The 23,703-nt window shown below is 60.7% G+C and carries 15 protein-coding genes; 7 read left to right on the top strand and 8 right to left on the bottom strand.

Translation table 11 applies throughout. The features are described 5' to 3' along the window. Positions 1-151 precede the first annotated feature (151 nt). Together L8I05_RS01535 and L8I05_RS01530 are read right to left on the bottom strand one after the other, a co-directional pair. Positions 152-1,225, bottom strand: coding sequence for an AI-2E family transporter (locus L8I05_RS01535; RefSeq protein ID WP_159958710.1), 1,074 nt, complete (start codon positions 1,223-1,225; stop codon positions 152-154). Positions 1,226-1,267: 42 nt separating this feature from the next. Then, positions 1,268-2,308 carry a DUF2066 domain-containing protein gene (locus L8I05_RS01530; protein WP_242166981.1) on the bottom strand — a complete coding sequence of 347 codons (1,041 nt, stop codon included), beginning with the start codon at positions 2,306-2,308 and terminating at the stop codon, positions 1,268-1,270. Positions 2,309-2,662: 354 nt separating this feature from the next. Here L8I05_RS01530 and purM point away from each other — a divergent pair, with 354 nt between their 5' ends. The 7 genes from purM (at position 2,663) to L8I05_RS01495 (ending at position 11,372) form a co-directional block, all read left to right on the top strand. Continuing rightward, positions 2,663-3,721 (top strand): phosphoribosylformylglycinamidine cyclo-ligase, encoded by a 1,059-nt coding sequence (gene purM / locus L8I05_RS01525; RefSeq protein ID WP_159958714.1) that lies wholly within the window; start codon positions 2,663-2,665, stop codon positions 3,719-3,721. Next, positions 3,721-4,371 (top strand): phosphoribosylglycinamide formyltransferase, encoded by a 651-nt coding sequence (purN, locus tag L8I05_RS01520; protein ID WP_197627223.1) that lies wholly within the window; start codon positions 3,721-3,723, stop codon positions 4,369-4,371. Before purM ends, purN begins: the two co-directional genes overlap by 1 nt. A gap of 8 nt (positions 4,372-4,379) precedes the next feature. After that, complete coding sequence (locus L8I05_RS01515) at positions 4,380-5,093, top strand: DUF3108 domain-containing protein (RefSeq protein WP_159958718.1); 714 nt, start codon at positions 4,380-4,382, stop codon at positions 5,091-5,093. Positions 5,094-5,542: 449 nt separating this feature from the next. After that, complete coding sequence (locus tag L8I05_RS01510) at positions 5,543-5,731, top strand: hypothetical protein (RefSeq protein WP_159958720.1); 189 nt, start codon at positions 5,543-5,545, stop codon at positions 5,729-5,731. A 382-nt stretch (positions 5,732-6,113) separates the two neighbouring features. Then, positions 6,114-8,039: an IucA/IucC family protein gene (locus L8I05_RS01505; RefSeq protein ID WP_242166980.1), complete on the top strand. Its 1,926-nt coding sequence runs from the start codon at positions 6,114-6,116 to the stop codon at positions 8,037-8,039. Then, entirely contained in the window at positions 8,029-9,240 is a 1,212-nt protein-coding gene (locus tag L8I05_RS01500) for an MFS transporter (RefSeq protein WP_242166979.1), read from the top strand. Before L8I05_RS01505 ends, L8I05_RS01500 begins: the two co-directional genes overlap by 11 nt. Before the next feature lie 11 nt (positions 9,241-9,251). Then, complete coding sequence (locus L8I05_RS01495) at positions 9,252-11,372, top strand: TonB-dependent receptor (protein WP_242166978.1); 2,121 nt, start codon at positions 9,252-9,254, stop codon at positions 11,370-11,372. Between the two features lie 101 nt (positions 11,373-11,473). Here L8I05_RS01495 and L8I05_RS01490 read toward each other — a convergent pair whose 3' ends face one another. The 6 genes from L8I05_RS01490 to L8I05_RS01465 form a co-directional block, all read right to left on the bottom strand. Then, entirely contained in the window at positions 11,474-12,019 is a 546-nt protein-coding gene (locus tag L8I05_RS01490; RefSeq protein WP_003230516.1) for a DUF2058 domain-containing protein, read from the bottom strand. 25 nt (positions 12,020-12,044) lie between these two features. After that, the gene (gene mazG / locus L8I05_RS01485) at positions 12,045-12,878 is read right to left on the bottom strand and encodes a nucleoside triphosphate pyrophosphohydrolase (RefSeq protein ID WP_197627218.1); all 834 of its coding nucleotides are present in this window, start codon (positions 12,876-12,878) and stop codon (positions 12,045-12,047) included. Positions 12,879-13,034: 156 nt separating this feature from the next. Further along, complete coding sequence (gene relA / locus L8I05_RS01480) at positions 13,035-15,278, bottom strand: GTP diphosphokinase (RefSeq protein WP_242166977.1); 2,244 nt, start codon at positions 15,276-15,278, stop codon at positions 13,035-13,037. 137 nt (positions 15,279-15,415) lie between these two features. Next, complete coding sequence (gene rlmD, locus L8I05_RS01475; protein WP_242166976.1) at positions 15,416-16,768, bottom strand: 23S rRNA (uracil(1939)-C(5))-methyltransferase RlmD; 1,353 nt, start codon at positions 16,766-16,768, stop codon at positions 15,416-15,418. Continuing rightward, the gene (gene cysM, locus L8I05_RS01470; RefSeq protein WP_242166975.1) at positions 16,768-17,670 is read right to left on the bottom strand and encodes a cysteine synthase CysM; all 903 of its coding nucleotides are present in this window, start codon (positions 17,668-17,670) and stop codon (positions 16,768-16,770) included. The genes rlmD and cysM overlap by 1 nt, the downstream gene beginning before the upstream one ends. A 107-nt stretch (positions 17,671-17,777) precedes the next feature. After that, entirely contained in the window at positions 17,778-23,696 is a 5,919-nt protein-coding gene (locus L8I05_RS01465) for an NEL-type E3 ubiquitin ligase domain-containing protein (RefSeq protein ID WP_242166974.1), read from the bottom strand. Positions 23,697-23,703 lie beyond the last annotated feature (7 nt).

Genomic DNA, 23,703 nt, shown 5'->3' with positions numbered 1-23,703 from the left:
AAGTTTATACCCGTGACGCCGGGCGCACAATGCAGCAGACCACAAGCAAAATCAAAGGTTTGCGTTAACTCGGGTCGATTTGCGCAAATTGTTTGACACCACTCCCCCAGAAACAACAAACCCGGCCAGGGCCGGGTTTGTGACGAAGCGGTTACAGGTCGGGGTCTTCAACCCCGGTATACACATCGGAATCCTTGTACAGATCGTGCACATGGCGCACCAGCACCATGATCACCGCCGCGACCGGCAGGGCCAGCAGGATGCCCGTAAAACCAAACAGCTCGCCGCCTGCCAGGATCGCGAAGATTACCGCGACCGGGTGCAGACCAATCCGGTCCCCCACCAGCAACGGCGTCAGCACCATGCCTTCCAGGGCCTGGCCGACCATAAACACCGCAACAATCCCCAGCATCGGGTACAGGTCGCCACCGAACTGAAACAGCCCGGCGACCAGTGCGGCACCAATCCCGATCACGAAGCCCATGTACGGCACGATTGCGGCCAGACCTGCGATCAAACCGATCAACAGGCCCAGTTCCAGGCCGATCGCCATCAGGCCGGCCGCGTAGATGATACCCAGCGCCAACATCACCAGCAGCTGACCGCGAACAAACGCGCCGAGCACCTCGTGGCACTCTTCCGCCAGGGAAACGATGCGCTCTTCACTGTTGCGCGGCAGCAGGCTACGGATTTTGGCCATCATGATGTCCCAGTCACGCAGCAGGTAGAACGCCACTACCGGGATCAGCACCAGATTGGTCAACCAGCCGATCAGCGCCAGGCTGGAGGCCGTGGCCTGGCTGAGCACAACACCGACGATATCGGTGGTCTGCCCCATATGTTCACTGATGGCCGCCTTGACCTTGTCGAACTTCCAGAAACCGTCCGCCAGCCCCAACTTGGCCTGGGCCCACGGCATTGCCGTGTGCTGCAACCAGTCAAGCATCTGCGGCGCCAGCTCATACAAGCGAACCAACTGCTTGGCGAGCATCGGCACCAACACCAGCACCAGCGCGGTGATGATCAACGTGAACAGCGCAAACACCGCCACCACGCCCAGGGTGCGCGACAGGCCGGCTTTCTCCAGGCGATCCACCACGGGATCAAACAGATAGGCCAGCAGTAACGCAACCAGGAACGGCGTGAGGATCGAATGCAGCAAGAACACAAAAACGCACAGCAGGACAATCCCGCCAAGCCACACCCAACGACGCGTATCCGCCATAAACCACTCCATTATTTGCTTCTATCTATATAGGAAGAACTTTTACCAACGAAAACGCAGTTGCGCCTGCGGCTCAGGTGCGGCGGCCGGCTGCGTACCGTCCACCACTGGCTGCTGGACAGGTGCTTCACCTGCCGGCACTTCCTGCAACTTGGCCAGGCTCAACTGGGTACGCAACTGATCGGCACTGCCGTTGACGCGATACACAATGCGGTTGCCATCCACAAGCTGCGGCTGGCCACCAAACGGTTCGAGCAAATGACCCAGCGCGGCATAGCGCTCCAGGGTCATGCCCTGCACTTCAAGCAATTGCTCGCTGCTCACGCCCGGCTTGACGGCGAAGCGTGGCGCCAGCTTTTGGCTGACGGCCAGCAACACGGCATCGGCCACGGCGGCGGTGTCGGCACCTTGGGCAGTGCCCTGCTCACTTTTGTCGCCCAGCCAGAGGCGCCATTTGGCCTGCCATTGATTCCCTTCCTGACGCGCGTGTACGGCGAGCAACGCGTCGGCGCCGTAGCGCTCGGAGGCTGCGCGCAACGGCGTGGCGTCGGCGCTTTCGAGATTCGGTGCAGTGGCGACGACTTGTTCATCCAGGTCGCCCAGCGGCAAGCGCAATGGCAAGCCACGGTGTTGCGCCGCGCGACGCAGGGCACCGGCAATTGCCTGACCATCACCGACCAGGCTGCTGCCTTCGGTTGAGTCATTCAGCCACCAGCCGAGAATCGACGGCCGATTGCTGCCCCAGATCGACAGGCCCGCTTCACGCAGGGCGCGATCGGTGCTGACCGGGTCGAAGTCCACTTGCAGGCTTTCCGGCGGGCCGGCGTCGTAGCCGTACTGGCTGATGATTTGCTGCGGGTCTTTGCGAATCGCCGCCAGGCCCGGGCCGTCGGCGGCCTTGGCGTCACCGGTCAGGCGAATCACCAGGGTTTGCACCGCGCGCTGGGTGGCCTGGTCGCGCTCCTGGGGCGACTGGCTGCTGACCGGCTCAAGCACTTGATAGAGGCCATTGAGGGTTTCGGCATGACTCGCCAGGCTGACCAACGACAAGCAGCCTACAAAGAAGAATTTACACAGACGCATGAAAGATTCCCGAACGACAAATTTAGCGGCTGGAACAGACCGCGCGAACTCGGCTTGGCATGGCTGTGACCACAGCGGCCGGTAAAACATTCACGGGTCTCGGCAAGTTTTTGTACTGTCATAACGATAGCGGGTTAAAGGCTATACCTTAATACGCACCAAGGCAGAGCCGATTAGCATTTTTTTAACCGGCTTTTTTAACCTATATAGCCCTGCCCGTCGGCCCGAGGATGGCCGCTGCCTCTCAAGCCTGATAAAATCGCGCGCCTTCGCAGACCGTCAACGGCTGGGCCTTTTATCCAAAGCGCCTGCCGCTCGGTCGTTACCCAGAAATCCCCCCTAAAGGCCTGGATCATGAGCAAGCAACCCTCCCTGAGCTACAAGGACGCCGGTGTAGACATCGACGCCGGTGAAGCATTGGTCGAACGCATCAAGAGCGTCGCCAAGCGCACTGCGCGCCCCGAAGTCATGGGCGGCCTGGGCGGTTTTGGCGCCCTCTGCGAAATCCCGGCCGGCTACAAACAGCCTGTGCTGGTTTCCGGCACCGATGGCGTGGGCACCAAGCTGCGCCTGGCCTTGAACCTGAACAAGCACGACAGCATCGGCATCGACCTGGTCGCCATGTGCGTCAACGACCTGGTGGTCTGCGGTGCCGAGCCGCTGTTCTTCCTCGACTACTACGCCACCGGCAAGCTCAACGTCGAGACCGCGACCCAAGTCGTGACCGGCATTGGCGCCGGCTGCGAACTGTCGGGTTGCTCCCTGGTCGGCGGCGAAACCGCTGAAATGCCAGGCATGTACGAAGGCGAAGACTACGACCTGGCCGGTTTCTGCGTCGGTGTTGTCGAAAAATCCGAAATCATCGACGGCTCCAAAGTCGCTGCCGGTGACGCCCTGCTCGCCCTGCCATCGTCCGGCCCGCACTCCAACGGTTACTCGCTGATCCGCAAGATCATCGAAGTGTCCGGCGCCGACATCGAGAACACCCAACTCGACGGCAAGCCGCTGACCGACCTGCTGATGGCCCCGACGCGCATCTACGTCAAGCCACTGCTCAAGCTGATCAAGGACACCGGCGCCGTCAAAGCCATGGCCCACATCACTGGCGGCGGCCTGCTGGACAACATCCCGCGCGTGCTGCCTAAAGGCGCCCAGGCGATTGTCGACGTGGCCAGCTGGACTCGCCCTGCCGTGTTCGATTGGCTGCAAGAGAAAGGCAACGTCAACGAGACCGAAATGCACCGCGTGCTGAACTGCGGCGTGGGCATGGTCATCTGCGTGGCGCAAGAGCACGTTGAAACTGCGCTGAACGTACTGCGTGAAGCCGGCGAGCAGCCTTGGGTCATCGGCCAGATCGCCACCGCTCCAGAAGGCGCGGCTCAGGTTGAACTGAAGAACCTCAAGGCTCACTGATGCCTCAGACCTGTGATGTCGTGGTGCTGCTCTCCGGCACCGGCAGTAACTTGCAGGCCCTGATCGACAGCACGCGTACCGGCGACAGCCCGGTGCGCATCGCTGCGGTGATCTCCAACCGCAGCGACGCCTACGGCCTGCAACGCGCCAGGGACGCAGGTATCGATACCCGCTCCCTGGATCACAAGGCTTTCGAGGGCCGAGAGGCCTTCGATAGCGCCTTGATCGAACTGATCGACGCCTTCAACCCCAAACTCGTGGTCCTCGCCGGTTTCATGCGCATTCTCAGCGCTGATTTCGTTCGGCATTACCAGGGGCGCCTGCTCAATATCCACCCTTCCCTGCTGCCAAAATACAAAGGGTTACATACGCACCAACGCGCCCTCGAGGCCGGCGACACAGAGCACGGCTGCAGCGTGCACTTCGTCACCGAGGAACTCGATGGCGGGCCTCTGGTCGTACAGGCAGTAGTTCCGGTAGAGTCTGCGGACTCAGCGCAGACGCTTGCGCAACGGGTTCATACCCAGGAACACAGGATTTACCCGCTGGCTGTTCGCTGGTTTGCCGAGGGGCGATTGATTCTTGGTGAACAGGGTGCATTATTGGACGGTCAGTTACTCGCGGCCAGCGGCCACTTGATTCGAACCTAGGAGATTTTATGCGTCGCGCCTTGCTCTTCGCTTTTGCGCTGTTCGCCTTGCCAGCCGTGCAAGCAGCAGACCTTCACCCTTTCTCCGCCAGCTACACCGCCGACTGGAAACAGTTGCCCATGAGTGGTTCGGCCGAACGCAGCCTGACCAAGAATGACAATGGCTCCTGGACCCTGAATTTCAAGGCGTCCATGATGATCGCCAGCCTCACCGAAACCAGCGTGATCAGTTTCGACAAGGACGCCCTGCAACCGAAAAGCTACACCTTCGAGCGCGGTGGCCTGGGCAAGGCTAAGAAGATCAACCTCGATTTCGACCACGCGACCAACAAGGTCACCGGCTTCGAAAACAAGGACCCGGTCAACGTCACCCTTGAAAGCGGCATGCTCGACAAGTCGACTTACCAGCTTGCCCTGCAGCGCGACGTTGCCGCCGGCAAGAAAAGCATGAGCTACCGCGTAGTCGAAGGCACCGACGTCGACACCTACGATTTTCGCGTGATCGGCCCGGAAAAGGTCCAGACCAAAGCCGGCACCATTGACGCGATCAAGGTTGAGCGCGTGCGCGACCCGTCGCAGAGCAAGCGCATCACCCAAATGTGGTTCGCCAAGGACTGGGGCGGCATCCTGGTTGCCCTGCGCCAGGTAGAAACCGACGGCAAGGAATACAACATCATGCTGCTGGACGGCACCGTTGACGGCAAGGCTGTCAAAGGTAGCTGATAGGCTGATGAGCTGAAAAATGAGCCTCGCTGAATGCGGGGCTTTTTTTCGCCTGCTGTTTTTGCGTTGAACGTTCGACTGCTATCGCAGGCAAGCCAGCTCCCACCTTGGCATGCATTTCAACTGTGGGAGCGGCTTGCCTGCAATGACGTCAGCCCAGACAAAACCAGCTCCCACCCTGGCATGCATTTCAATTGTGGGAGCTGGCTTGCCTGCGATGACGTCAGCCCAGACAACTCATGGCTTTAAACCCCATCCGAACATGAAACTTTTGTCATAAAACTCAGCACCCTGCGACGCAATGTCTCGGTTTACGTGGCCTGCAGCAATGTTGCGTTTTGCGCAATGAATTGTTGCGTGCAAAACCAGTTTACTTAGCAAGCTAACAAAACATATAAAAGAGGCCTGCGACGACTTGCCGCAGATCAACCAGAGATTGGAGCAAGCAGATGACTGTAAAAGTAACTGAACGCGACGATGCACACATGTCTCACGAAGCACTGGGCCATGGGATTCACATCTGGGATGTCCATCAACAAGACCAACTGGTCGGCATGTTTCACGACGAGAGCGAAGCCCACAATTATAAAAACGAGCTCGAATCTCTAGAGATGAAACGCCAGGCACAAAGCTCCTGAAACTCTGATATCGCCTAGACGCCCGGCCCCACGCAGCCGGGCCGCCTACACAAAGAACCCGCCCATTGAGCGGGTTCTTTGCGTTTCATCAGCAGCGATTGTCCTTTGCATTTGCGCCCTCGTACCAAAGAAGACACATCTTACAAAGCACCCGTCCGCGTACTACAAGCCATTCCCAGCCCCCTGAACTAGCCTGTTCCAGACGCTTCCAGGCGGTGTCTGCGCGCCTGATTGATCACAATACTCGTACGTAAGTCACGCCTCCCACCCCGTCCGAAGAATCCTTGTGCAAAAAGCGTAACAAAAAATAGACATTTGGTAATAGTTCTCGATACCATTCGCGCGCCCTTCACCCAGGACCACGGATAAGGAATTCGACTTGATGCATGGACACAACAGCACGCCGGAAAAATCACTGCTTGAGCGCTGGGGTGAAGCACTTGCCACGCCGCAATTCGTGGCCAATCACATCACCCTTGATTCACTGATCAACACCCTGGCGCCCGCCGCCGAGCGCAGTTTCCAGCGCCTGATCCAGGCACTGTTTCGTGAAGGCCTGCTGAACCCCAACACGCGCACCTATGACGAACGCGGCCACTGCTGGCTGGCGCTGCCTGACCACACCCGCCTGCGCTTCGATCACTTGCGCCCCGGCCGTATGGCCAGTTGGGACCTGCGTGGCCAGGTCATGCTGGTGCGTGATGGCCAGCCCGAGCAGAAGATTCAATTCCCATCGCAACTGCTGACCCTGCTTAACAGCAGCCTCGAATCATCAGCCGATATTGAGGTGCTGAGCCGCCTCAACACCGAAATCGATGACAGCTTTGTCAACGACACGCTGTGCCTGGCCTTTCACGAGCAGTGGACGCTCAAGCTGCACGCGGCCATGGACCCGGCCCACCAACACAATCTGCTGAGCCATCTCAAGCACGATGCAAGCGTGACCAACGCCACGTCCGTGCTTGAACAATGGGGCACGCTGGGCCACCCATGGCACCCCAACTACAAAACCAAGCTGGGCTTGGCCACCGACCAGGTGATCGACTTTTCACCGGAGTTCGAAGCACGCTTCCCGGTATTGCTTTGCGCGCTGCATCGCCAATACGCGCATGTGGAAGTATTGGCCGATACCGCGGATTACTGGCAGTGGTGGCAACAGCACTTTCCACAGGCTGCCCGGCAATTGACTGCAACGCTTGCAGCACAGGGTCTTGAAGCGGATGACTACCTGCCGCTGCCAACGCACCCTTGGCAGGCCCGTCAGGAATTACCCCAACTGTTCGCCAACGAAATCGGTGACAAGCTGCTGGTGCTGACCGATATCGTCGCATTTACCGCCCACCCGACCATGTCATTCAGGACTGTCCTGCCTGAAGGCAGCTGCGACGCGCCGATGGTCAAACTCCCGGTCTCACTGCGCCTGACCAGTGTGCAGCGCACGGTTTCGCCGCGCTCGGCGCGCATGGGCCCGCGGATCAGCCACTTGCTGCTGACGATCCTTGAGCGCGAGCCTGCCATTGCGCAAATCCTCAGCATCGTCCCCGAGCGGATCGGCGTGCACTTCAAGCCTCAACCGGCCAACGATGAACACGCCCGCCACTTGGCGGTTCTCTACCGCGACAATCCCCAGAGCCTGCTCCAACCGGGCGAAATGGCGGTGCCCGTCGGCAGTCTGTTTGCCATCGACCAGCACGGCCAGCCGCTGCTGAGGCAATGGGTGCGCCTGAGCAAAGGCCAGGACGACGCCGATGCCATGCTGGCGTTCTTTCGCGACTATGCCGCGATCGCCGTTCCGGCACTGCTGGGCATGTACCTGCGCTATGGCGTTGCCTTCGAGGCCCACCAGCAGAACTCCTTCATGGTCATGGCCGCAGACGGGCACCTGAGCCGCCTGCTGTTGCGTGACTTCGGTGATATCCGCATCGACCGCAAAACCTTGCACGCCCATGGCCTGGACATCGAACTGCACGACCCCAGGATGACCCTGTACGACGACGCGGGTTTTGTACGTGACAAGTTGCTGCACACGGTATTCATGTGCCACCTGGGCGAACTGGTATTGCTCAGTGCCCGCCACTTCGACATCCCCCAGGCGTTGCTTTGGGATGAACTGTCGGCCCAGGTCAGCCAGTGTTTCGACGACTTGCGCACCCAGGTCGAACCCCAGCGTTGGGCAACCGAGCGCGAAGCGCTGCTGGAGCAGGACTGGCCCGCCAAGTCGTTCATGCGCATGCGCCTGCTGGAAAGCCATGCCGATATCGTCGGGCGCCTGCCCAACCCGCTGAGTGCCGCCGCCGATGGCAGCTAACCCCACCGCGCTGCGGCTGCTGGTGGTGATTCAACTGGTGTCGATGGGAGCCATGGAAATGAGCGGCCCCTTCTGGCCGTTGCAGATCCAGAAGTTGCTGGGCGCGGCCAACGCCCAGTACACCGGCCTGCTGTCTTCGCTGGTGTACGCCGGGCCGATGATGGCAGCGATGATCCTGACGCCAATGTGGGGGCGCCTGGGCGACCGTACCGGTCACAAGCCGATGATCATTCGCGCGCTGCTGGCGTTGGCGGTATGCCAGGCGCTGGCCGCTGTCACCTTCGATCCGTGGCTGCTGGTGGTGATCCGAGTGGCGCAAGGTGCGCTGGCCGGCTTCATCGCGGCGGCCCAAGCCTATGCGCTCGCCTGCTGTGGTGATGACGGGCGCGGGCATATTCTGGCTCGGCTGCAATCGGCAACCGCCGTGGGGTCACTGGCGGGGCCGGTGTTGGGCGGCTGGCTGATGGATGTCTCGGGCTTCGCCCTGCTGTGCTACAGCGCCACCGCCGTGTGCCTGGGCTGCGCAGTGCTCAGCGTGTTCCTGCCCAGCGATGCACCGCGCTCGCGGCCAACCCGCACATCCGCGCCTGCCGCGCTGCCCAAAGGCTGGCTGGGCGCAATGCTGGGGATCATCGTATTGATTCAGGCCGCCAAGATGATGCCCCAGCCGTTTTACGCCTTGTACGTCGCCGATGTGCTAAAGGCACCCGCCTGGTTGATCGGCGCCAGCTATGCCGCCAGCGCACTCACGCTGGCACTGTCCGCGCCGCTTTGGGGCCGGCTGTTTGACCGACATCAACCGGCACACACGCTGCGCATCATCGAATGGGTCACGTGGGCCTGCGCCTTGACGCTTGCGTTCACGGCGATGGCCAACGAATGGCTGGGTTTCCTTGCCAGCCGGTTGCTGTGGGGCGTGTGGCAAGGCGCCTTGCTGCCCGTCGCCTACACGTTGATCGCCAATACCGTTGCGCCCAGCCAGCAAGGTTTTGCCCTGGGCATGGGCAACAGCGCCGCCAAGGCCGGCGCGCTGTGCGGCGCCTTGATGGGCGGTATCGGCATGGCAATGGTGGGCCTGGCGCACAGCTTCTGGCTGGTGGCACTCACGTATGCCTTGGCCGCCGTGGGTATCCGTGCCATCCGTTCGTTCACCCGAACACCCGAGACATCCGGTTTTTCTGTCAATACTTCTAATAACTGAAAGGCAAGGTCATGAACAAATCGCAACTGGCAGTCCTGCTGCCCCTGCTCGGATCCATGAGCGGCCCAGCCTGGGCCGATCAGGTTGAAGAAACCCAGGCAGCGCCGACCAACCTGCAACTGCAGGCGACCGTGGTCTCGGCCACGCGCAATGAAACCAGCATTGCGGGGATTCCAGGCTCTGTGCAGGTCATCAGCGAAGACCAGATCCGCCAGCAGGCAGGCGCGGGACGCCGGGTTGCGGATATCCTCGGGCAATTGGTGCCGGGTATTGCGCCGTCCAGTGGTGGCATGAGCAACTTCGGCCAGACGCTTCGCGGGCGCAACACGTTGATCCTGATCGATGGCGTGTCCCAGAACGCCACGCGCGATAACTTCCGCCAGCTCAACAGCGTGGCACCGGAAAGCATCGAGCGTATCGAGGTTATCTCCGGCGCGAGCAGTGTCTACGGTGCAGGTGCGTCAGGCGGCATCATCAACATCATCACCAAGCGCAACAAAGGTGAAGACCTGGCCTTCAGCAGCAAAATCGGCATGACCGCCGGCAACAACTTCAGCCACAAAGGGTTCTCCTACGAGGGCTTCCAGAGCGCAACGGGCCGTCAAGGCCCTGTGGACTGGTACCTTTCGGGCAACTACGTGCAACGCAACGATCAGTTCGACGGCAACGGAAAACGCATTCCCCAGGACACGTCCCAGGGCAGCAACATGGACACCGACACCTATGACCTGCAAGGTCGCTTCGGCTACGAGCTGGATGACGACAAGAAGATCAGCCTGTCGCTGCAAGACTACAAAGACGAACAAGACACGCGCTACACCAAGAACCCACGTAACGCCGGTACCGCCGTCGCAGTCAAAGGCCTGGACCTGGACGACCAACCCTTCACCCACAACCAGGCGGTCAACCTTAACTACACCGACAAGGATTTCTACGGTCAGGGCCTGCAGGTGGAAAGTTACTGGCGGCGTGCCGACGCGTTGTTCTTCCCGGACCTGTCGCGTGGCCGCGCCGGGATATCCGACAACAACAGCGTGCAGGATGTCTACGGCCTGCGCGCGGCGATCGATACGCAAATGCCGGATATCGGCCCGGCCACCGGCAACCTGGTCTGGGGTGCCGACTATGACCATGAAACCTCACGCCAGCGCGGCGACCAATACCGCGTCAACGGCCTGACCTACACCAAGACCGGCACCACGTTCGAAATGGGCCCGGACATCGCCACCGCCACCAAGGCCATCTTTGGTCAACTGTCCTACGACATCGGTGACTGGACCCTGCGTGGCGGCGTACGCCGCGAGTGGATCGAGAGCGAGGTTTCCGACAGCATCGCGTATGGCGAGATCGTCCAGACCGGCAATCGCGCGACACTGCCGGGCGGCACGCTCAAGTACGATGACACCCTCTATAACCTCGGTGCTGTGTATCACCTGAGCGAAAACCAGGATGTGTTCGTCAATTTCAGCCAGGGCTTTTCCCTGCCGGATATCCAGCGCTTCCTGCGTGACGTGAACAGCAAGTACGACATTCAAAACCTGAATGCCCAGGCGCTGAAGGTCGACAGCTACGAGCTGGGCTGGCGTGGCAATTGGGACAAGTGGCTGGCCAACGTCACGGCGTATGAAAACACTTCGGACGTCACCCAGTTCTATGACGCCAATGACCGGGTACTGCGCCTGATCAATCAGAAAGAGCGTGTGCGCGGCATTGAAACCAGCCTGACGTACAACTTCACCGATCAATGGTCGGTCGGCGGTACTTACGCGTACGCCAAAGGCGAGACCCAGCAGAACGGCAAATGGATCGACCTGCCGGCCACACGTATCTCACCTGCCAAGACCACCGCCTTTATCGGCTACGACCGTGGCGACTACAGCCTGCGCCTGCAAGGCATGCGCCTGGCTGACTATGACGCCGCGTTCAAAGACAACAACGGCCGCGACATCAAAGGCTACACGCTGGCCGACCTGTTGGGTTCGGTAAGGTTGCCGGTAGGTCGCCTCGAAGGTGCGGTGTACAACCTCACCAACCGCAACTACCAGAACATGTTCGCCCAGGCCAACGCGCGTGCGCCGTACCCGAATGCCGAAGGTCGTACCTTCAGCCTGAGTTACGCAGTGGATTGGTGATCGGCTGACGCTACTGGTTAAAACACAAACCCCGCCTTTTGAGCGGGGTTTGTGTTTATTGGCACAGGGCAAGCCCTTCACCACAGGTTGTTTCTACAGCCTTACCACATCAGATCATCCGGGATCTGGTAGGCGGCGTACGGATCATCCTCATCCGGCACTTGGCTTTCGGTGAGGATGTTGAGCTGCACGATACGCTCCGGCGCACGTTCCTGGATCTTCAGCGCCGCTTCACGCGGGATCACCTCGTAGCTGCCACCGTGATGCACGATCGCCAGGGAGCCGTTGCTCAGTTTGTTGCGCATCAAGGTGTTGACCGACAGGCGCTTGACCTTCTTGTCGTCGACAAAGTTGTAGTAGTCCTCGGTCGTCAGCTTGGGCAGGCGCGAGGTCTCGATCAATTGTTTGACCTGGGCCGTACGGGCCTTGGCCTCGGCTTTTTCCTGCTGCTGGCGGTTCAGCTCCTGATCGCGCTTGACCTTCTCGGCGTGTGCCTCGGCAGCCAAACGCGCCTGGGTGTCATCAACTTCGGCCTGGCCTTTATGGACCAGGCGCTGCTGCTTCTGCTTCTCTTTGCCGACCTGCTTGGCCTGCTTTTGGTTAACCAGACCTGCTTTGAGCAACTGGTCGCGAAGGGAAAGGCTCATGGTGCTTACTCACTTAGGCAACTGCTCAACCGCAGCTGGACACATTCTTTTCCTGACGTTTGGCTTCGCCCCACAGGGCGTCCAACGTTTCGAGGGTGCAATCTTCTATGGATTGGTGCGTGTCGCGCAATGCCTGTTCGATAAATCGGAAACGTCGTTCGAACTTGGCATTGGCGCCACGCAGCGCGGCTTCCGGGTCAACCTTGAGATGACGGGCCAGGTTGACCGCCGCAAACAGCAGGTCACCGACTTCATCGGCGATGGCCACCGAGTCGTTATCGGCCATGGCTTCGAGCACTTCATCCAACTCTTCGCGCACGTTATCCACGACCGGCAAGGCGGCCGGCCAGTCGAAGCCGACCTGGCTGGCGCGCTTTTGCAATTTGGCGGCGCGAGACAGCGATGGCAAGGCCATGGGCACATCATCCAGCAGGGATAATTGCTGCGGCGCGTCGGACTTTTCCGCGCGCTCTTCAGCCTTGATCTGCTCCCAGCGCGCCTTGACCTGCTCTTCGCTCAACTGCGGAATATCCAATGGCGCGTAAAGATCGCCGGTAGGGAACACGTGGGGATGGCGACGGATCAGCTTGCGGGTGATGCTGTCGACCACCCCGGCAAATTCGAAGCGCCCTTCTTCCCGCGCCAGCTGGCTGTAATACACCACCTGAAACAGCAGGTCGCCGAGCTCACCTTGCAGGTGATCGAAGTCACCGCGCTCGATGGCGTCGGCGACTTCGTAGGCTTCTTCCAGGGTGTGCGGGACGATGGTCGCGTAGGTTTGCTTGATGTCCCACGGGCACCCGTATTGGGGGTCGCGCAGGCGGTTCATCAGGTGCAGCAGGTCTTCAAGTGAATACATCAGTCAATCTCTGTCCGCTTCCTGTGGAAGCTGGCTTGTGTGGGAGCTGGCTTGCCTGCGATGCAAACGACTCGGTCTAGCGGGCAGACCGAGGCGATCCCATCGCAGGCAAGCCAGCTCTCACATAAAGCAGCCAACACACATTTTCAGAGCGCATCAAGGTGTGCGATTACGCCGCGTCTCAATGATGTTCGGCAACTGGGAAATCCGCCCCAGCAACCGCCCCAGTGCGTCCAGCCCCGGAATCTCGATGGTCAGGGACATCAACGCGGTGTTGTCCTCTTTGTTCGAACGGGTGTTGACCGTCAGCACGTTGATCCGCTCATTGAGCAGCACTTGCGACACGTCACGCAGCAAACCGGAACGGTCGTAGGCGCGAATGATGATGTCCACCGGGTAGGTGAGCACCGGCACCGGGCCCCAGCTGACCTGGATGATGCGCTCCGGCTCGCGCCCGCCCAGTTGCAGCACCGAGGCGCAATCCTGGCGGTGAATGCTCACGCCACGGCCTTGAGTGATGTAACCGACGATGGCATCCCCCGGCAACGGCTGGCAGCAACCGGCCATTTGCGTCATCAGGTTGCCCACGCCCTGGATCTGGATATCGCCACGCTTGCCCGGTTTGTAGCCGGTGGCTTTGCGTGGGATCAGCTCCAGTTGCTCGCTGCCGCGCTCCGGCTCGACCAGCTGTTGCGCCAGGTTGACCAGCTGCGCCAGGCGCAAATCGCCGGCGCCGAGGGCGGCGAACATGTCTTCGGCGATCTTCATATTGGCCTTTTCGGCCAGCTTGTCGAAGTCCACCTGTGGCAAGCCCAGGCGTGCCAATTCACGTTCGAGCAGGGTTTTACCGGCGGCGACGTTCTGGTCGCGCGCCTGCAATTTGAACCAGTGGACGATCTTCGCCCGTGCCCGCGACGTGGTGATGTAGCCCAGGTTCGGGTTCAGCCAGTCGCGGCTCGGCGTGCCGTGTTTACTGGTGATGATCTCGACCTGTTCACCGGTCTGCAGGCTGTAGTTGAGCGGCACGATGCGCCCGTTGATCTTGGCGCCCCGGCAGTTGTGGCCGATTTCGGTGTGCACGCGGTAAGCAAAATCCAGCGGCGTAGCGCCCTTGGGCAAGTCGATGGCGTGCCCGTCGGGGGTGAAGATATAGACGCGATCCGGCTCGATATCCACGCGCAGCTGTTCGGCCAGGCCGCCGATGTCGCCGAGTTCTTCGTGCCATTCCAGCACTTGGCGCAGCCAGGAGATTTTCTCTTCGTACTGGTTGGACCCGGCCTTGACGTCGGTGCCCTTGTAGCGCCAGTGCGCGCACACCCCAAGCTCAGCCTCTTCGTGCATGGCGTGGGTGCGAATCTGCACTTCCAGCACCTTGCCCTCAGGGCCGATCACCGCGGTGTGCAGCGAGCGATAGCCATTTTCCTTGGGGTTGGCAATGTAGTCGTCGAACTCCTTGGGAATGTGCCGCCACAAGGTGTGCACGATACCCAGCGCGGTGTAGCAGTCGCGCATTTCCGGCACCAGCACGCGCACGGCGCGCACGTCGTAGATCTGGCTGAACGCCAGGCCCTTGCGCTGCATTTTGCGCCAGATCGAATAGATGTGTTTGGCCCGGCCGCTGATGTCGGCGTCGACGCCGGTGGCCTGCAACTCGGAACGCAGCTGGCCCATCACGTCGGTGATAAAGCGCTCACGGTCGAGCCGCCGCTCGTGCAGCAGCGTGGCAATCTGTTTGTATTGATCGGGTTCGAGGTAACGGAAGGACAAGTCCTCCAGCTCCCACTTGATATGGCCGATGCCCAGGCGGTGCGCCAGCGGCGCGTAGATATCGAAGACTTCGCGGGCGACACGGTTGCGCTTTTCGTCGTCGGCGGTCTTGACCGCACGGATCGCACAGGTGCGCTCGGCCAGCTTGATCAGCGCGACGCGCACGTCGTCGACCATGGCCACGAGCATTTTGCGCAGGTTCTCGACCTGGCCCTGGGTGCCCAGCACCATGGATTGGCGCGGGCTGAGGCTGGCGCTGATGGCGGCCATGCGCAGCACGCCGTCGATCAGCTTGGCGACCACTGCGCCGAAACGCTGGCTGACCAGCGGCAACGGGATATGCCCTTCGCGTACGCCGCGATAGAGCACGGCGGCGATCAGCGAATCCTGGTCCAGCTTGAGATCGGCGAGGATCTCGGCGATTTCCAACCCGGTGCGAAAGCTTGAAGTGCCTTCCGCCCACAGGTTCTTGGCCGCATTGTTCTGTTGCTCGGACTCACGAGCGAACTCGCAAGCGGCCTTCAAGGCTTCACGGTCCAGTGCCGGGTCGACACTGACGGCATGATCCAGCCATGCCTCGAGATTGATACTGCCGTCGGTGTTGATCGGCTGGTGTGCTCTCACCTGTACCATCTTGCTTACCTTCCCTACGACGCACCTTTGATGCGCCAAAAATCATCGCTGACCTGCTTCATAACCTTAGGCTACGTACAACTCCCTGACAGGTCACGGCCCAGGAGACTACAGGCCAGTCGGATTAAACGGGCATCCTAGCCCGCTTCAAATAACGCCATGGCCTCGACATGAGCTGTCTGTGGAAACATGTCGAGGATGCCGGCACGTTTTAGCCGGTAGCCTTGCTTGACCAACTCAACCGTGTCCCGCGCCAGCGTGGCCGGGTTGCAGGACACATACACCAAGCGCTTCGCGCCCAGGGTGGCGAGCTTGCGCACAACCTCCAGGGCACCGTCACGGGGTGGGTCCAAGAGTACCGCAGAAAAGCCCTGTTTGGCCCATTCCGCGTCGGTCAAAGGCTGGGACAAATCGGCCTGAAAAAACTGCACATTATGCAAATTGTTGCTGACGGCGTTCTGCGCCGCCCGGTCCACCATGGTCTGCACGCCTTCTACCGCGACCACTTCGCGCACCCGGCGCGCCAGCGGCAGGGCAAAGTTGCCCAGCCCGCAAAACAGGTCCAGCACCCGCTCCTCGGGCTGTGGCGCCAGCCATTCCAGGGCCTGGTCAACCATCGCCGCGTTGACTCCGGCGTTGACCTGCACAAAATCGCCCGGCCGATAAGCCAATTCCAAATCCCACTGCGCCAACCGATAACCCAAGGTCAAATCCGCGTCGACCGGCTCCGGCTGGCCCTCGCCATGCAGCCACAACTGGGCTTCATGGAAGGTGCAAAATTCTTTCAATACCTGCAGGTCCGCCTCGGACAGCGGCGCCATATGCCGCAGCAACACCGCAATCGACGAGCCGCTGAACAGCTCCACGTGCCCCAGCGCCTGAGGTTTGCTCAGGCGGCGCAACATGTTCGGCAAACGCTGCATGATCGGTTGCAAGGCCTGTACCAGCACCGGGCAATCATCGATGGCGACGATGTCCTGGCTGGCCACGGCGCGAAAACCGACCTCCAGTTTTTTCGCTTTGGCATCCCAGCGCACGGCCACGCGGGCGCGGCGTCGGTAAGCGAACTGCGGACCACTCAAAGGTGCAGCCCACTCTTGCGGTTCGACACCGGCCACACGCGACAGTTGCTCGGCGAGCATGCGCTGTTTCAGGGCAAGTTGTTCGTCATGGGGCAAATGCTGCACGCTGCAACCGCCGCAGCGGCCAAAGTGGGCACAGGGTGCCGGGCGGCGCAATTCGCTGGCCTTGAACACACGCTCGGTGCGCGCCTCGACCACTTTGCCGTGGGCGCCCAATACCCGCGCTTCGACCTCTTCGCCGGCCAGCGCGCCACTCACAAACCAGGTGCGGCCTTCGAAAAACACAATGCCACGGCCGTCGTTGGCCAGGCGCTCAATGGTCAGGCGTTGTTTCTTGCCTACCGGAATCTGCGGGGCCCGGCTGCCGCCCGTCGGTTGGAAGCGCAGGCCTCTCTCGTGCTTGGCCATCAGTTGGGTTCGTCGAAGATGCCGGTCGACAGGTAACGGTCGCCTCGGTCACAGATGATCGCGACGATCACCGCGTTTTCAACTTCTTTGGACAAACGCAACATACCGGCCACGGCGCCACCGGAGGACACGCCACAGAAGATGCCTTCTTCGCGCGCCAGACGGCGGGTGGTGTCTTCGGCTTCACGTTGGGCCATGTCGATGATGCGGTCCACGCGCGTCGCGTTGTAGATCTTCGGCAAATACTCTTCGGGCCAGCGGCGAATGCCGGGGATGGCCGCGCCTTCCATCGGTTGCAGGCCGACGATCTGGATCGCCGGGTTCTGCTCCTTGAGGTAGCGCGAGTTGCCCATGATGGTGCCGGTGGTGCCCATCGAGCTGACGAAATGGGTGATGGTGCCATGGGTCTGGCGCCAGATCTCCGGGCCGGTGCTGGTGTAGTGCGCTTCGGGGTTGTCACCGTTGGCGAACTGGTCCAGCACCACGCCACGGCCTTCGGCCGCCATACGCTCGGCGAGGTCGCGGGCGCCTTCCATGCCTTCTTCCTGGGTGACCAGGATCAGTTGGGCGCCATAGGCGGTCATTGCCGCCTTGCGCTCGGCGCTGCCGTTGTCGGGCATGATCAACACCATCTTGTAACCCTTGATCGCCGCGGCCATGGCCAGGGCGATGCCGGTGTTACCCGAGGTGGCTTCGATCAGGGTGTCGCCGGGCTTGATCTGCCCGCGCAGTTCGGCGCGGGTGATCATCGACAGCGCCGGGCGATCCTTGACGGAGCCGGCCGGGTTGTTGCCTTCGAGCTTGAGCAACAGGGTATTGCTGGTGTCACCCGCCATGCGTTGCAAGCGGACCAGGGGCGTGTTGCCGACGCAATCGGCGATTGTAGGGTACTGCAAGGTCATGGCGTATTCGCAATCCAGACTGCGGGGGCGAACATCATACCGGGAAAGGCTGGCGGGCCATATCACGCAAAGTGTGGTGCTTATGGCTTAAAGGCATAAGCAGACAGTCAGCTGTTCACGAAAGCCATCCATTCGTTGCGGGTCAACTCACGCACCAGGCCGGTCTTGGCGTGGTTCATAGGCACAGCCAGGGTCTCGATATAGTTTTTGTATTCGGCTTCATTCATTTCGCCCTTCCCCACTTTGTCCGTGGCCAGTTCCAGCGCGCGATGGAATTGCTTGAGCGCTGCCTCAAAGCGCTGCGAATACTTGCGCTCCAGGAACGCCACCCAATATTCCTTACCCTCAAGTTTTGCCGGCCAGTTGAACTGCGATTCATCACGCAGAATACGTCGACGTAATTCATTCACGGAATCGGCGTCTGGCACGGCAGTCGCTGCGTCAAATCGCCCGGGCAGCGCAAGGGGCAAGTCGAGGCTGACTGCCAGGGCAAGTCGATAGACCAGAATGTGCACACAGACTTCGCGATCGGTCGGCAGCTTCAACGTACTCTGCACGTAATAGCGGATGGCAGCCAAGCGCCGCAGCGCCCGGTAATAATTAATGAAGTCAGGGCCCGCATTGGCTACGTTTCCCGAGAGCATCTGCACCGGCCACATCGCCAGTTCGAGGTCATTGAGGCTCAACAGCCACCCATCGATCCCTCCGCTCATATCAACCAGGGGCTCCTCAAAAAGGATTCGGCGCAGCCGACCATTATGATTGGCTCCTTCAATCAGATTCCAGACGCGCTGTGTAAGGTTCTGGCGCAAGGCTTGATGCTGCGGGGCAATCAACGGGGGATAAGACGACAGGTGCCACAACAGGTTAAAAAACCGATCGGCCATTCTCTCGCCCGCCAACAGCTCCCATTCACCGCGCCATTGCGCCATTTCATTGAGCGGGACCGCCACCAGCCAACGCTCAACCGAAGGAAGCGGGAATGCGCCATTGCCCCACAAGCCAAAATAGATGTCTTGATAACCCGGTCGTCTACGGTAATTGCTCAGCCGTTGCACCGTTTCCGGGGAAAGATCGTTGCCACGAAGATTCATGGCGCGGTGCACTGTTTCATGCAAGAAGAGATCGGTCTGCGTAAGCACGCTGATAGCGTTGTCGCGCAAATCGAAGGTGCGCAGATTTTCCAGTGTCACCGCGCCCAGCGGCAAAACATTGATTTGTGTATTCCGCAGTTTGAGGACCCGCAATTGCTCCAGGCCATACAGGTTCAATCGTTGCCCCCGCCCCAAAGGGTTATGGGACAGGTCCAGCTTGATCAGGCGCGTCATGCTCTGCAGGTTACTGACATCCCAAAGATTTGGCCGAATCAGGTTGTTCGATAGATACAGCCGCTTCAAGTACCAAAGCTGCGACACCTCGTGAGGGATTTGGACCAGACGATTACCGTCGAGATAAAGCGCGCGCAGCGCGGGAAAGCGTCGGAGAAAATGCCTCGGCAATGCTTGTAGTTGGTTATTGCTGAGGCTCAATTGCATCACATGACCAAAGTGGGCATTTATCTCAGGCAGCTCATTCAGGTTCAGGTCATCCAGAGACAGCTCGAACATCACGCCTCGCGTGGAATCCTCTTTGCGCCAGCAACGCCGAATTCGCTCGGCGGCTTCACGGCGCGCGGCGGCCTGGCTCGTCTCGCCTTTTTCTGCGGCAGACCAGCGTTCAAGCACACCCTCCAAGGCCTCACGTTCCTTGAACAAGGCATCAATCGCCTCGTCTCGCTCCCGTACGGAATCACTCAGGTTTTCCAGTATTTCAAACACCTCCTTATCGGTTTTAGACGGAAACAACTCACGCATACGCGCCACTTGCTGGCGATCCACCGGGCCCCATCCATCACCACCGCTCAACGGGTAACCCATCCGCCCGTCAGCCATACGGCGCGGCGGGTTGTACCAGGCGGGCCAGCCTATCCCCAGCAGCGCGTCGACCGACGCCCCTTTGGGTTCCTGACGATGACCGATCTCCTGCAACAACTCTTCGACTCCGCCCGCGTGGGTGTAGCCCAACGCCTGGCGTTCCCGAGGCGGCAGCGCGGCTAACAAAACAGGCAGGAAAGCCCCAGGGTTTCCCACCGATTGCCGAGTGCCGTCCGTTTGAGGGATGTACGCCTGATAATGACCGGCCACCGGCTCCAGCACGCGTTTGAGCGCTGCATCGACGGGGCCGATGCTGTCGAGCAGTCGCGCCTGCGCCCGTACTTCAACCCGCAAGTGCCGTGGCCAGCCGTCGATATCCGGCAAGGTGTGCAGGATCAACTTCGCACTGTCGTGGCTTGCTGCTGCGGGAAGGAACAGCCCCTCTAAAGCCCGGGCCTTGCGCAACTGCTTGAGCCACCAACGGATATAAGGGGTGAGGGTCAAGGGCACGCGGCCAGCCTCCAGGCTCTGCACCTCATCCGCCGAGGCCTGACGTACCAGGCTCTCGGCGACCGTCGCCGTCAAACCGATAAAGTTATGCTGCAACACCTGCGCCAGTGGGTCTGAAGAAGGTTTATGACACAGCGCGTCGAAAAAATTCCGTTCCATCTGCGACGGGTCTATTTCTACCTTGGCCTCCAGCACCGTGACTTGATCGACGCGCGACGCTCCCGCCACCCCGACCAGCGCGTCGGCGGCCTCAGGCCCAAGCTCACCCAGCAGCTCAGCGTAAAAACCCTGCCCTTGCGCCACGCCCGCCTCGACCCGCTGCTGAATCGTGAACCGCTCAATCGTCTCTAACAGCAGCACCGGGGGGCGCTCATTACGCACATGCACCCGCCGCAAAATGCCCGGCGTCACCGCGCTGATGGTTTGGATCTGCTCAATGGCATCCGGCGACAACGAGCGCGTCACCGGCCCTAGGCGCCAAAACGGTTTCTGCCCATCCCACGTCAGCGGGTTTTCCCACTCGTGGCGCCAGGCGCCGGCGCCGTTGCTGACCAATACCGGTGCGTAAGCATCTTCCAAAGAGGGATGAAGAGTTCGCCACGGCTCAAGTGTGCTCGCCCGGTCGACTTTGAAATACTGGCTATCCAGGAACAGGTAGCGATCCGGCCCCAGGCTGTAGAGGCCCAGAGCGTCTGGCTCGGGCAGCCTAATCGGCATAACGGCGGTGCTGGCGTATTGCGCAATCTCGCGCTGGCGAGGATAAAACGAGCCATCGGCTGCACGATTACGCAACAGGGCCTGGGCCACCTGGTAGCGGAACTCAGTGATTGCCTGTTGCTGATTCCATCGCAGTACAGACAGATCCAGCTCGGATATCTGGCTGACGATCGCCGCGTAAAAACTGTCGGCGCCGGTCACTGTGGCACCCACCCGGCGCTCTGTGGGGTCGTAAGGTGCAAATTGACCTTGATCCTGATCGATGACCACCAGCGTCCGGTCCTTTGGCCCCCGCAAACTATAAGGCACGGCTTGTCCCTTGGGGCTGACAACCAAAGCCTGGCCGGTAAAGCCGCGCAATACGCCAGCGGCGAACTCTGCGGCCCAGTGCTGCGTCTGTCGGTCGAACCGCCGCGGATGGAGGAGCCCATCGACGATGGCCTCGCGGCGCCCCACTTGATGGGCGGCACGCAACGCGCTGTAAAGTGCTTCGGGTTGCAGTTGCGAATGCAACAGTTGCGTCTGCTGGTGCGCCGACAGCGGGTGTTCACGCAACACTTCCAGTAACCGCGCCAGGCTCAATTGCGGGTGCAAAGCCTGTAGCTGTGTAATCCCGGCGGGGGCGGGATGCGCTTGGCCGATACGGTCAGGCAACAGGTTGTGCACCGACGCGCCGGCGCCACTCGGCATTGTCCGGCTGGCATCGGCGAAGCGAGTGAGTGCGTCGAACAAATCGAATTTCAAGGTGTTGGCCAATGCCGCGAGCTGCTGGCGAATCGGTTGTTCGCCTGCGGAAAAAATAGTCGGCAACATGTCCACTATCGCCTGGGGTAACTGCAGCGCAATGCGGCGCGGCGTGGCGTAGGCAAATTGATAGTTTTCCAACTGTGTCACGGTCACCACCTGCGTCGTTGGGCGGGTGGCGTCTTTGCTATAACGTCGAACTTCCTGGCCTTGGTGGTTTTCAATGCTCAAGGCGGTGCCAACGGGCCAGGCGTCCAACTGGGTCAGCAAAGGTGCCAGAACCTGAACGGCACCGACGGGGCCGGGACCACGGGCATCCTCCCCGTCAATCACCCAGTCGATCAGCCTGTCGGCGTTGAAGCGGTGCACGGCCTCGACCAGCGACGCTGACGGCGGCGCGCCTTCCCAGACCCGCTGCAAGGCGTCCCGCGACGTGCCACTCGCGTCAAGCACAGCCTGAATATCCCGCGCCGCCGCGTGCTGGCTGCCAAGCATTCTTTCGAGCAGTTGAGGGCTCGTCAGTTGCTGAGCATCCGGGGCGGCATGACGCCGCTGGGACAGCTGGCGGTACAACCGTTGATGGCGACGCTGCACGCTCAGGGCCAGGCGGGTATGCAGGCGCGCACTGATGAGTAAATCGGCCAGGTCGACAAACCCCTGGAGCAACTCATCTGGCTGACCTTGCAGCGCCTGGTGCCCACCGTCGATCAAGGCGCGCTCCATCGCCACAAACAGCGCAAACGCTCGTACCCGCCCCAAGCCTTTCAACGCCCCTGGCACCGGGGTCAAGAGCAGCGTGATAATTTCACTGATCAGCGTCTGGGCAAGCTCGATCATGGTCGGCATAAAACCGGGTGTTTCGTTGGCCAGCTCTTTGAGGTTGTCTGCACAGCGCTGGACGTAGAAGTTGCTCAAGCTGACCAGGGGCACCTGTTGTACCGTTACACGCACATAGCCGATTTTCTGGACCGTGCCGAGCGTGGGAATGGCTTGCGCCAACCGATAGAGCAGTTTGGCGAATGCCTCCGTAGCGCCCGTGAAGTCAGGCAGCGGCCCGACCTTGACGATATTGATCAGCCGCGCGCTGTCACGCAGCGACATGGCTTGATAAAGCCAGTCGACCTTGCCCTTGCGGTAAAAGCCGTGGAACGCAACGTAAAACTCTTCGCACGCCTCGCGGTGACTGTCATGGTGGCGCAGAGAGCCGCCGGGGCGGTTAGGGAAAAAACTGAAAGCCCCCGGGCAATCACTGACGGCAAAAACCAGATGCGGGATGCTCAGGCAATCACCCGCAGGCTCACTCACGTATTGACCGGTCAGGCCGATGTGTTGAGGTATCCAACTGGTGTTATCCACCCCGTGGGGGATGAACAGCCGCATTTCCTCCACTCTCCCCCAGCGCACCTCCCCCGCTAACGCGCGCTTCACTTGCTGATACTGGTGCCGGTCGACCCGACTGGCCGCCGTGTCTCTAAGCGCTTCGATCAAGGCAAATTCGAGTTCGGCCGTCGCCAACGCCATGATGCCCCGCCCCAACGAACCGTTGGCCTGCAGTGCTCGTTGCAGTTGCGTGTTGAGCTGCGCGCCAATATCGAGCTTGCGCACCAGTGCGATGAACTGGCCGGCAGTGGCGCTGACGCCGTCGTCCAGGTAACTGGCACCGGCAAGGCCCGTACGGCCAGGAAAGGTCCAACCGGTCAGGCCGTCGTAGTTCAAGCAGGCCGCATCCCACAAGGTCAGGCTGGCGACCTTTATCGCCCCCTCAGCAGCGCCGTGCTGGTCGCCGCCCGATGCTTTATAACGGGTGTAAATGCGCGTGACGGTGGGGTCGATATCCTGACCGGTCAGCTTCTTCAACTCAGCGCGCAGTTCGCTCCCTGCGTGTTGCTCGAATGCCTCGGTCAGTTGCTGGACGGCCTGCTCCAGGGTGTGCTGGGCATCGACCCAAGCCTTCTGCAGGCGCACGTACTCGAATGTTTCCTGTTCATTGAGCATGGCAAAAAAACTGCCGAACTTTTCCCGCATGGCGTTCAGGCCTTGCAAAGCCGACCACTCGGGGGCAGCCATCAACACGGTTTGTTGCGCCGCTATGTATTCGTGCAGCGGGTCCTGCGGCGTACTGCTGGTAATCGGCTCGACCATTTCTCTG

Source organism: Pseudomonas sp. MONT-RG-20F-20-E-7-02 (assembly GCF_022662395.1).
GTDB lineage: Bacteria > Pseudomonadota > Gammaproteobacteria > Pseudomonadales > Pseudomonadaceae > Aquipseudomonas.
Note: the sequence above shows the minus strand (reverse complement) of the source record. Positions and strands in the feature narration are given on the sequence as shown.

Excerpts from the sequence above, each read along its gene's own strand:
- L8I05_RS01535 (WP_159958710.1), bottom strand. The coding sequence starts at position 1,225 with ATGGCGGATACGCGTCGTTGGGTGTGGCTTGGCGGGATTGTCCTGCTG.
- L8I05_RS01530 (WP_242166981.1), bottom strand. The coding sequence starts at position 2,308 with ATGCGTCTGTGTAAATTCTTCTTTGTAGGCTGCTTGTCGTTGGTCAGC.
- purM (WP_159958714.1), top strand. The coding sequence starts at position 2,663 with ATGAGCAAGCAACCCTCCCTGAGCTACAAGGACGCCGGTGTAGACATC.
- purN (WP_197627223.1), top strand. The coding sequence starts at position 3,721 with ATGCCTCAGACCTGTGATGTCGTGGTGCTGCTCTCCGGCACCGGCAGT.
- L8I05_RS01515 (WP_159958718.1), top strand. The coding sequence starts at position 4,380 with ATGCGTCGCGCCTTGCTCTTCGCTTTTGCGCTGTTCGCCTTGCCAGCC.
- L8I05_RS01510 (WP_159958720.1), top strand. The coding sequence starts at position 5,543 with ATGACTGTAAAAGTAACTGAACGCGACGATGCACACATGTCTCACGAA.
- L8I05_RS01505 (WP_242166980.1), top strand. The coding sequence starts at position 6,114 with ATGCATGGACACAACAGCACGCCGGAAAAATCACTGCTTGAGCGCTGG.
- L8I05_RS01500 (WP_242166979.1), top strand. The coding sequence starts at position 8,029 with ATGGCAGCTAACCCCACCGCGCTGCGGCTGCTGGTGGTGATTCAACTG.
- L8I05_RS01495 (WP_242166978.1), top strand. The coding sequence starts at position 9,252 with ATGAACAAATCGCAACTGGCAGTCCTGCTGCCCCTGCTCGGATCCATG.
- L8I05_RS01490 (WP_003230516.1), bottom strand. The coding sequence starts at position 12,019 with ATGAGCCTTTCCCTTCGCGACCAGTTGCTCAAAGCAGGTCTGGTTAAC.
- mazG (WP_197627218.1), bottom strand. The coding sequence starts at position 12,878 with ATGTATTCACTTGAAGACCTGCTGCACCTGATGAACCGCCTGCGCGAC.
- relA (WP_242166977.1), bottom strand. The coding sequence starts at position 15,278 with ATGGTACAGGTGAGAGCACACCAGCCGATCAACACCGACGGCAGTATC.
- rlmD (WP_242166976.1), bottom strand. The coding sequence starts at position 16,768 with ATGGCCAAGCACGAGAGAGGCCTGCGCTTCCAACCGACGGGCGGCAGC.
- cysM (WP_242166975.1), bottom strand. The coding sequence starts at position 17,670 with ATGACCTTGCAGTACCCTACAATCGCCGATTGCGTCGGCAACACGCCC.
- L8I05_RS01465 (WP_242166974.1), bottom strand. The coding sequence starts at position 23,696 with ATGGTCGAGCCGATTACCAGCAGTACGCCGCAGGACCCGCTGCACGAA.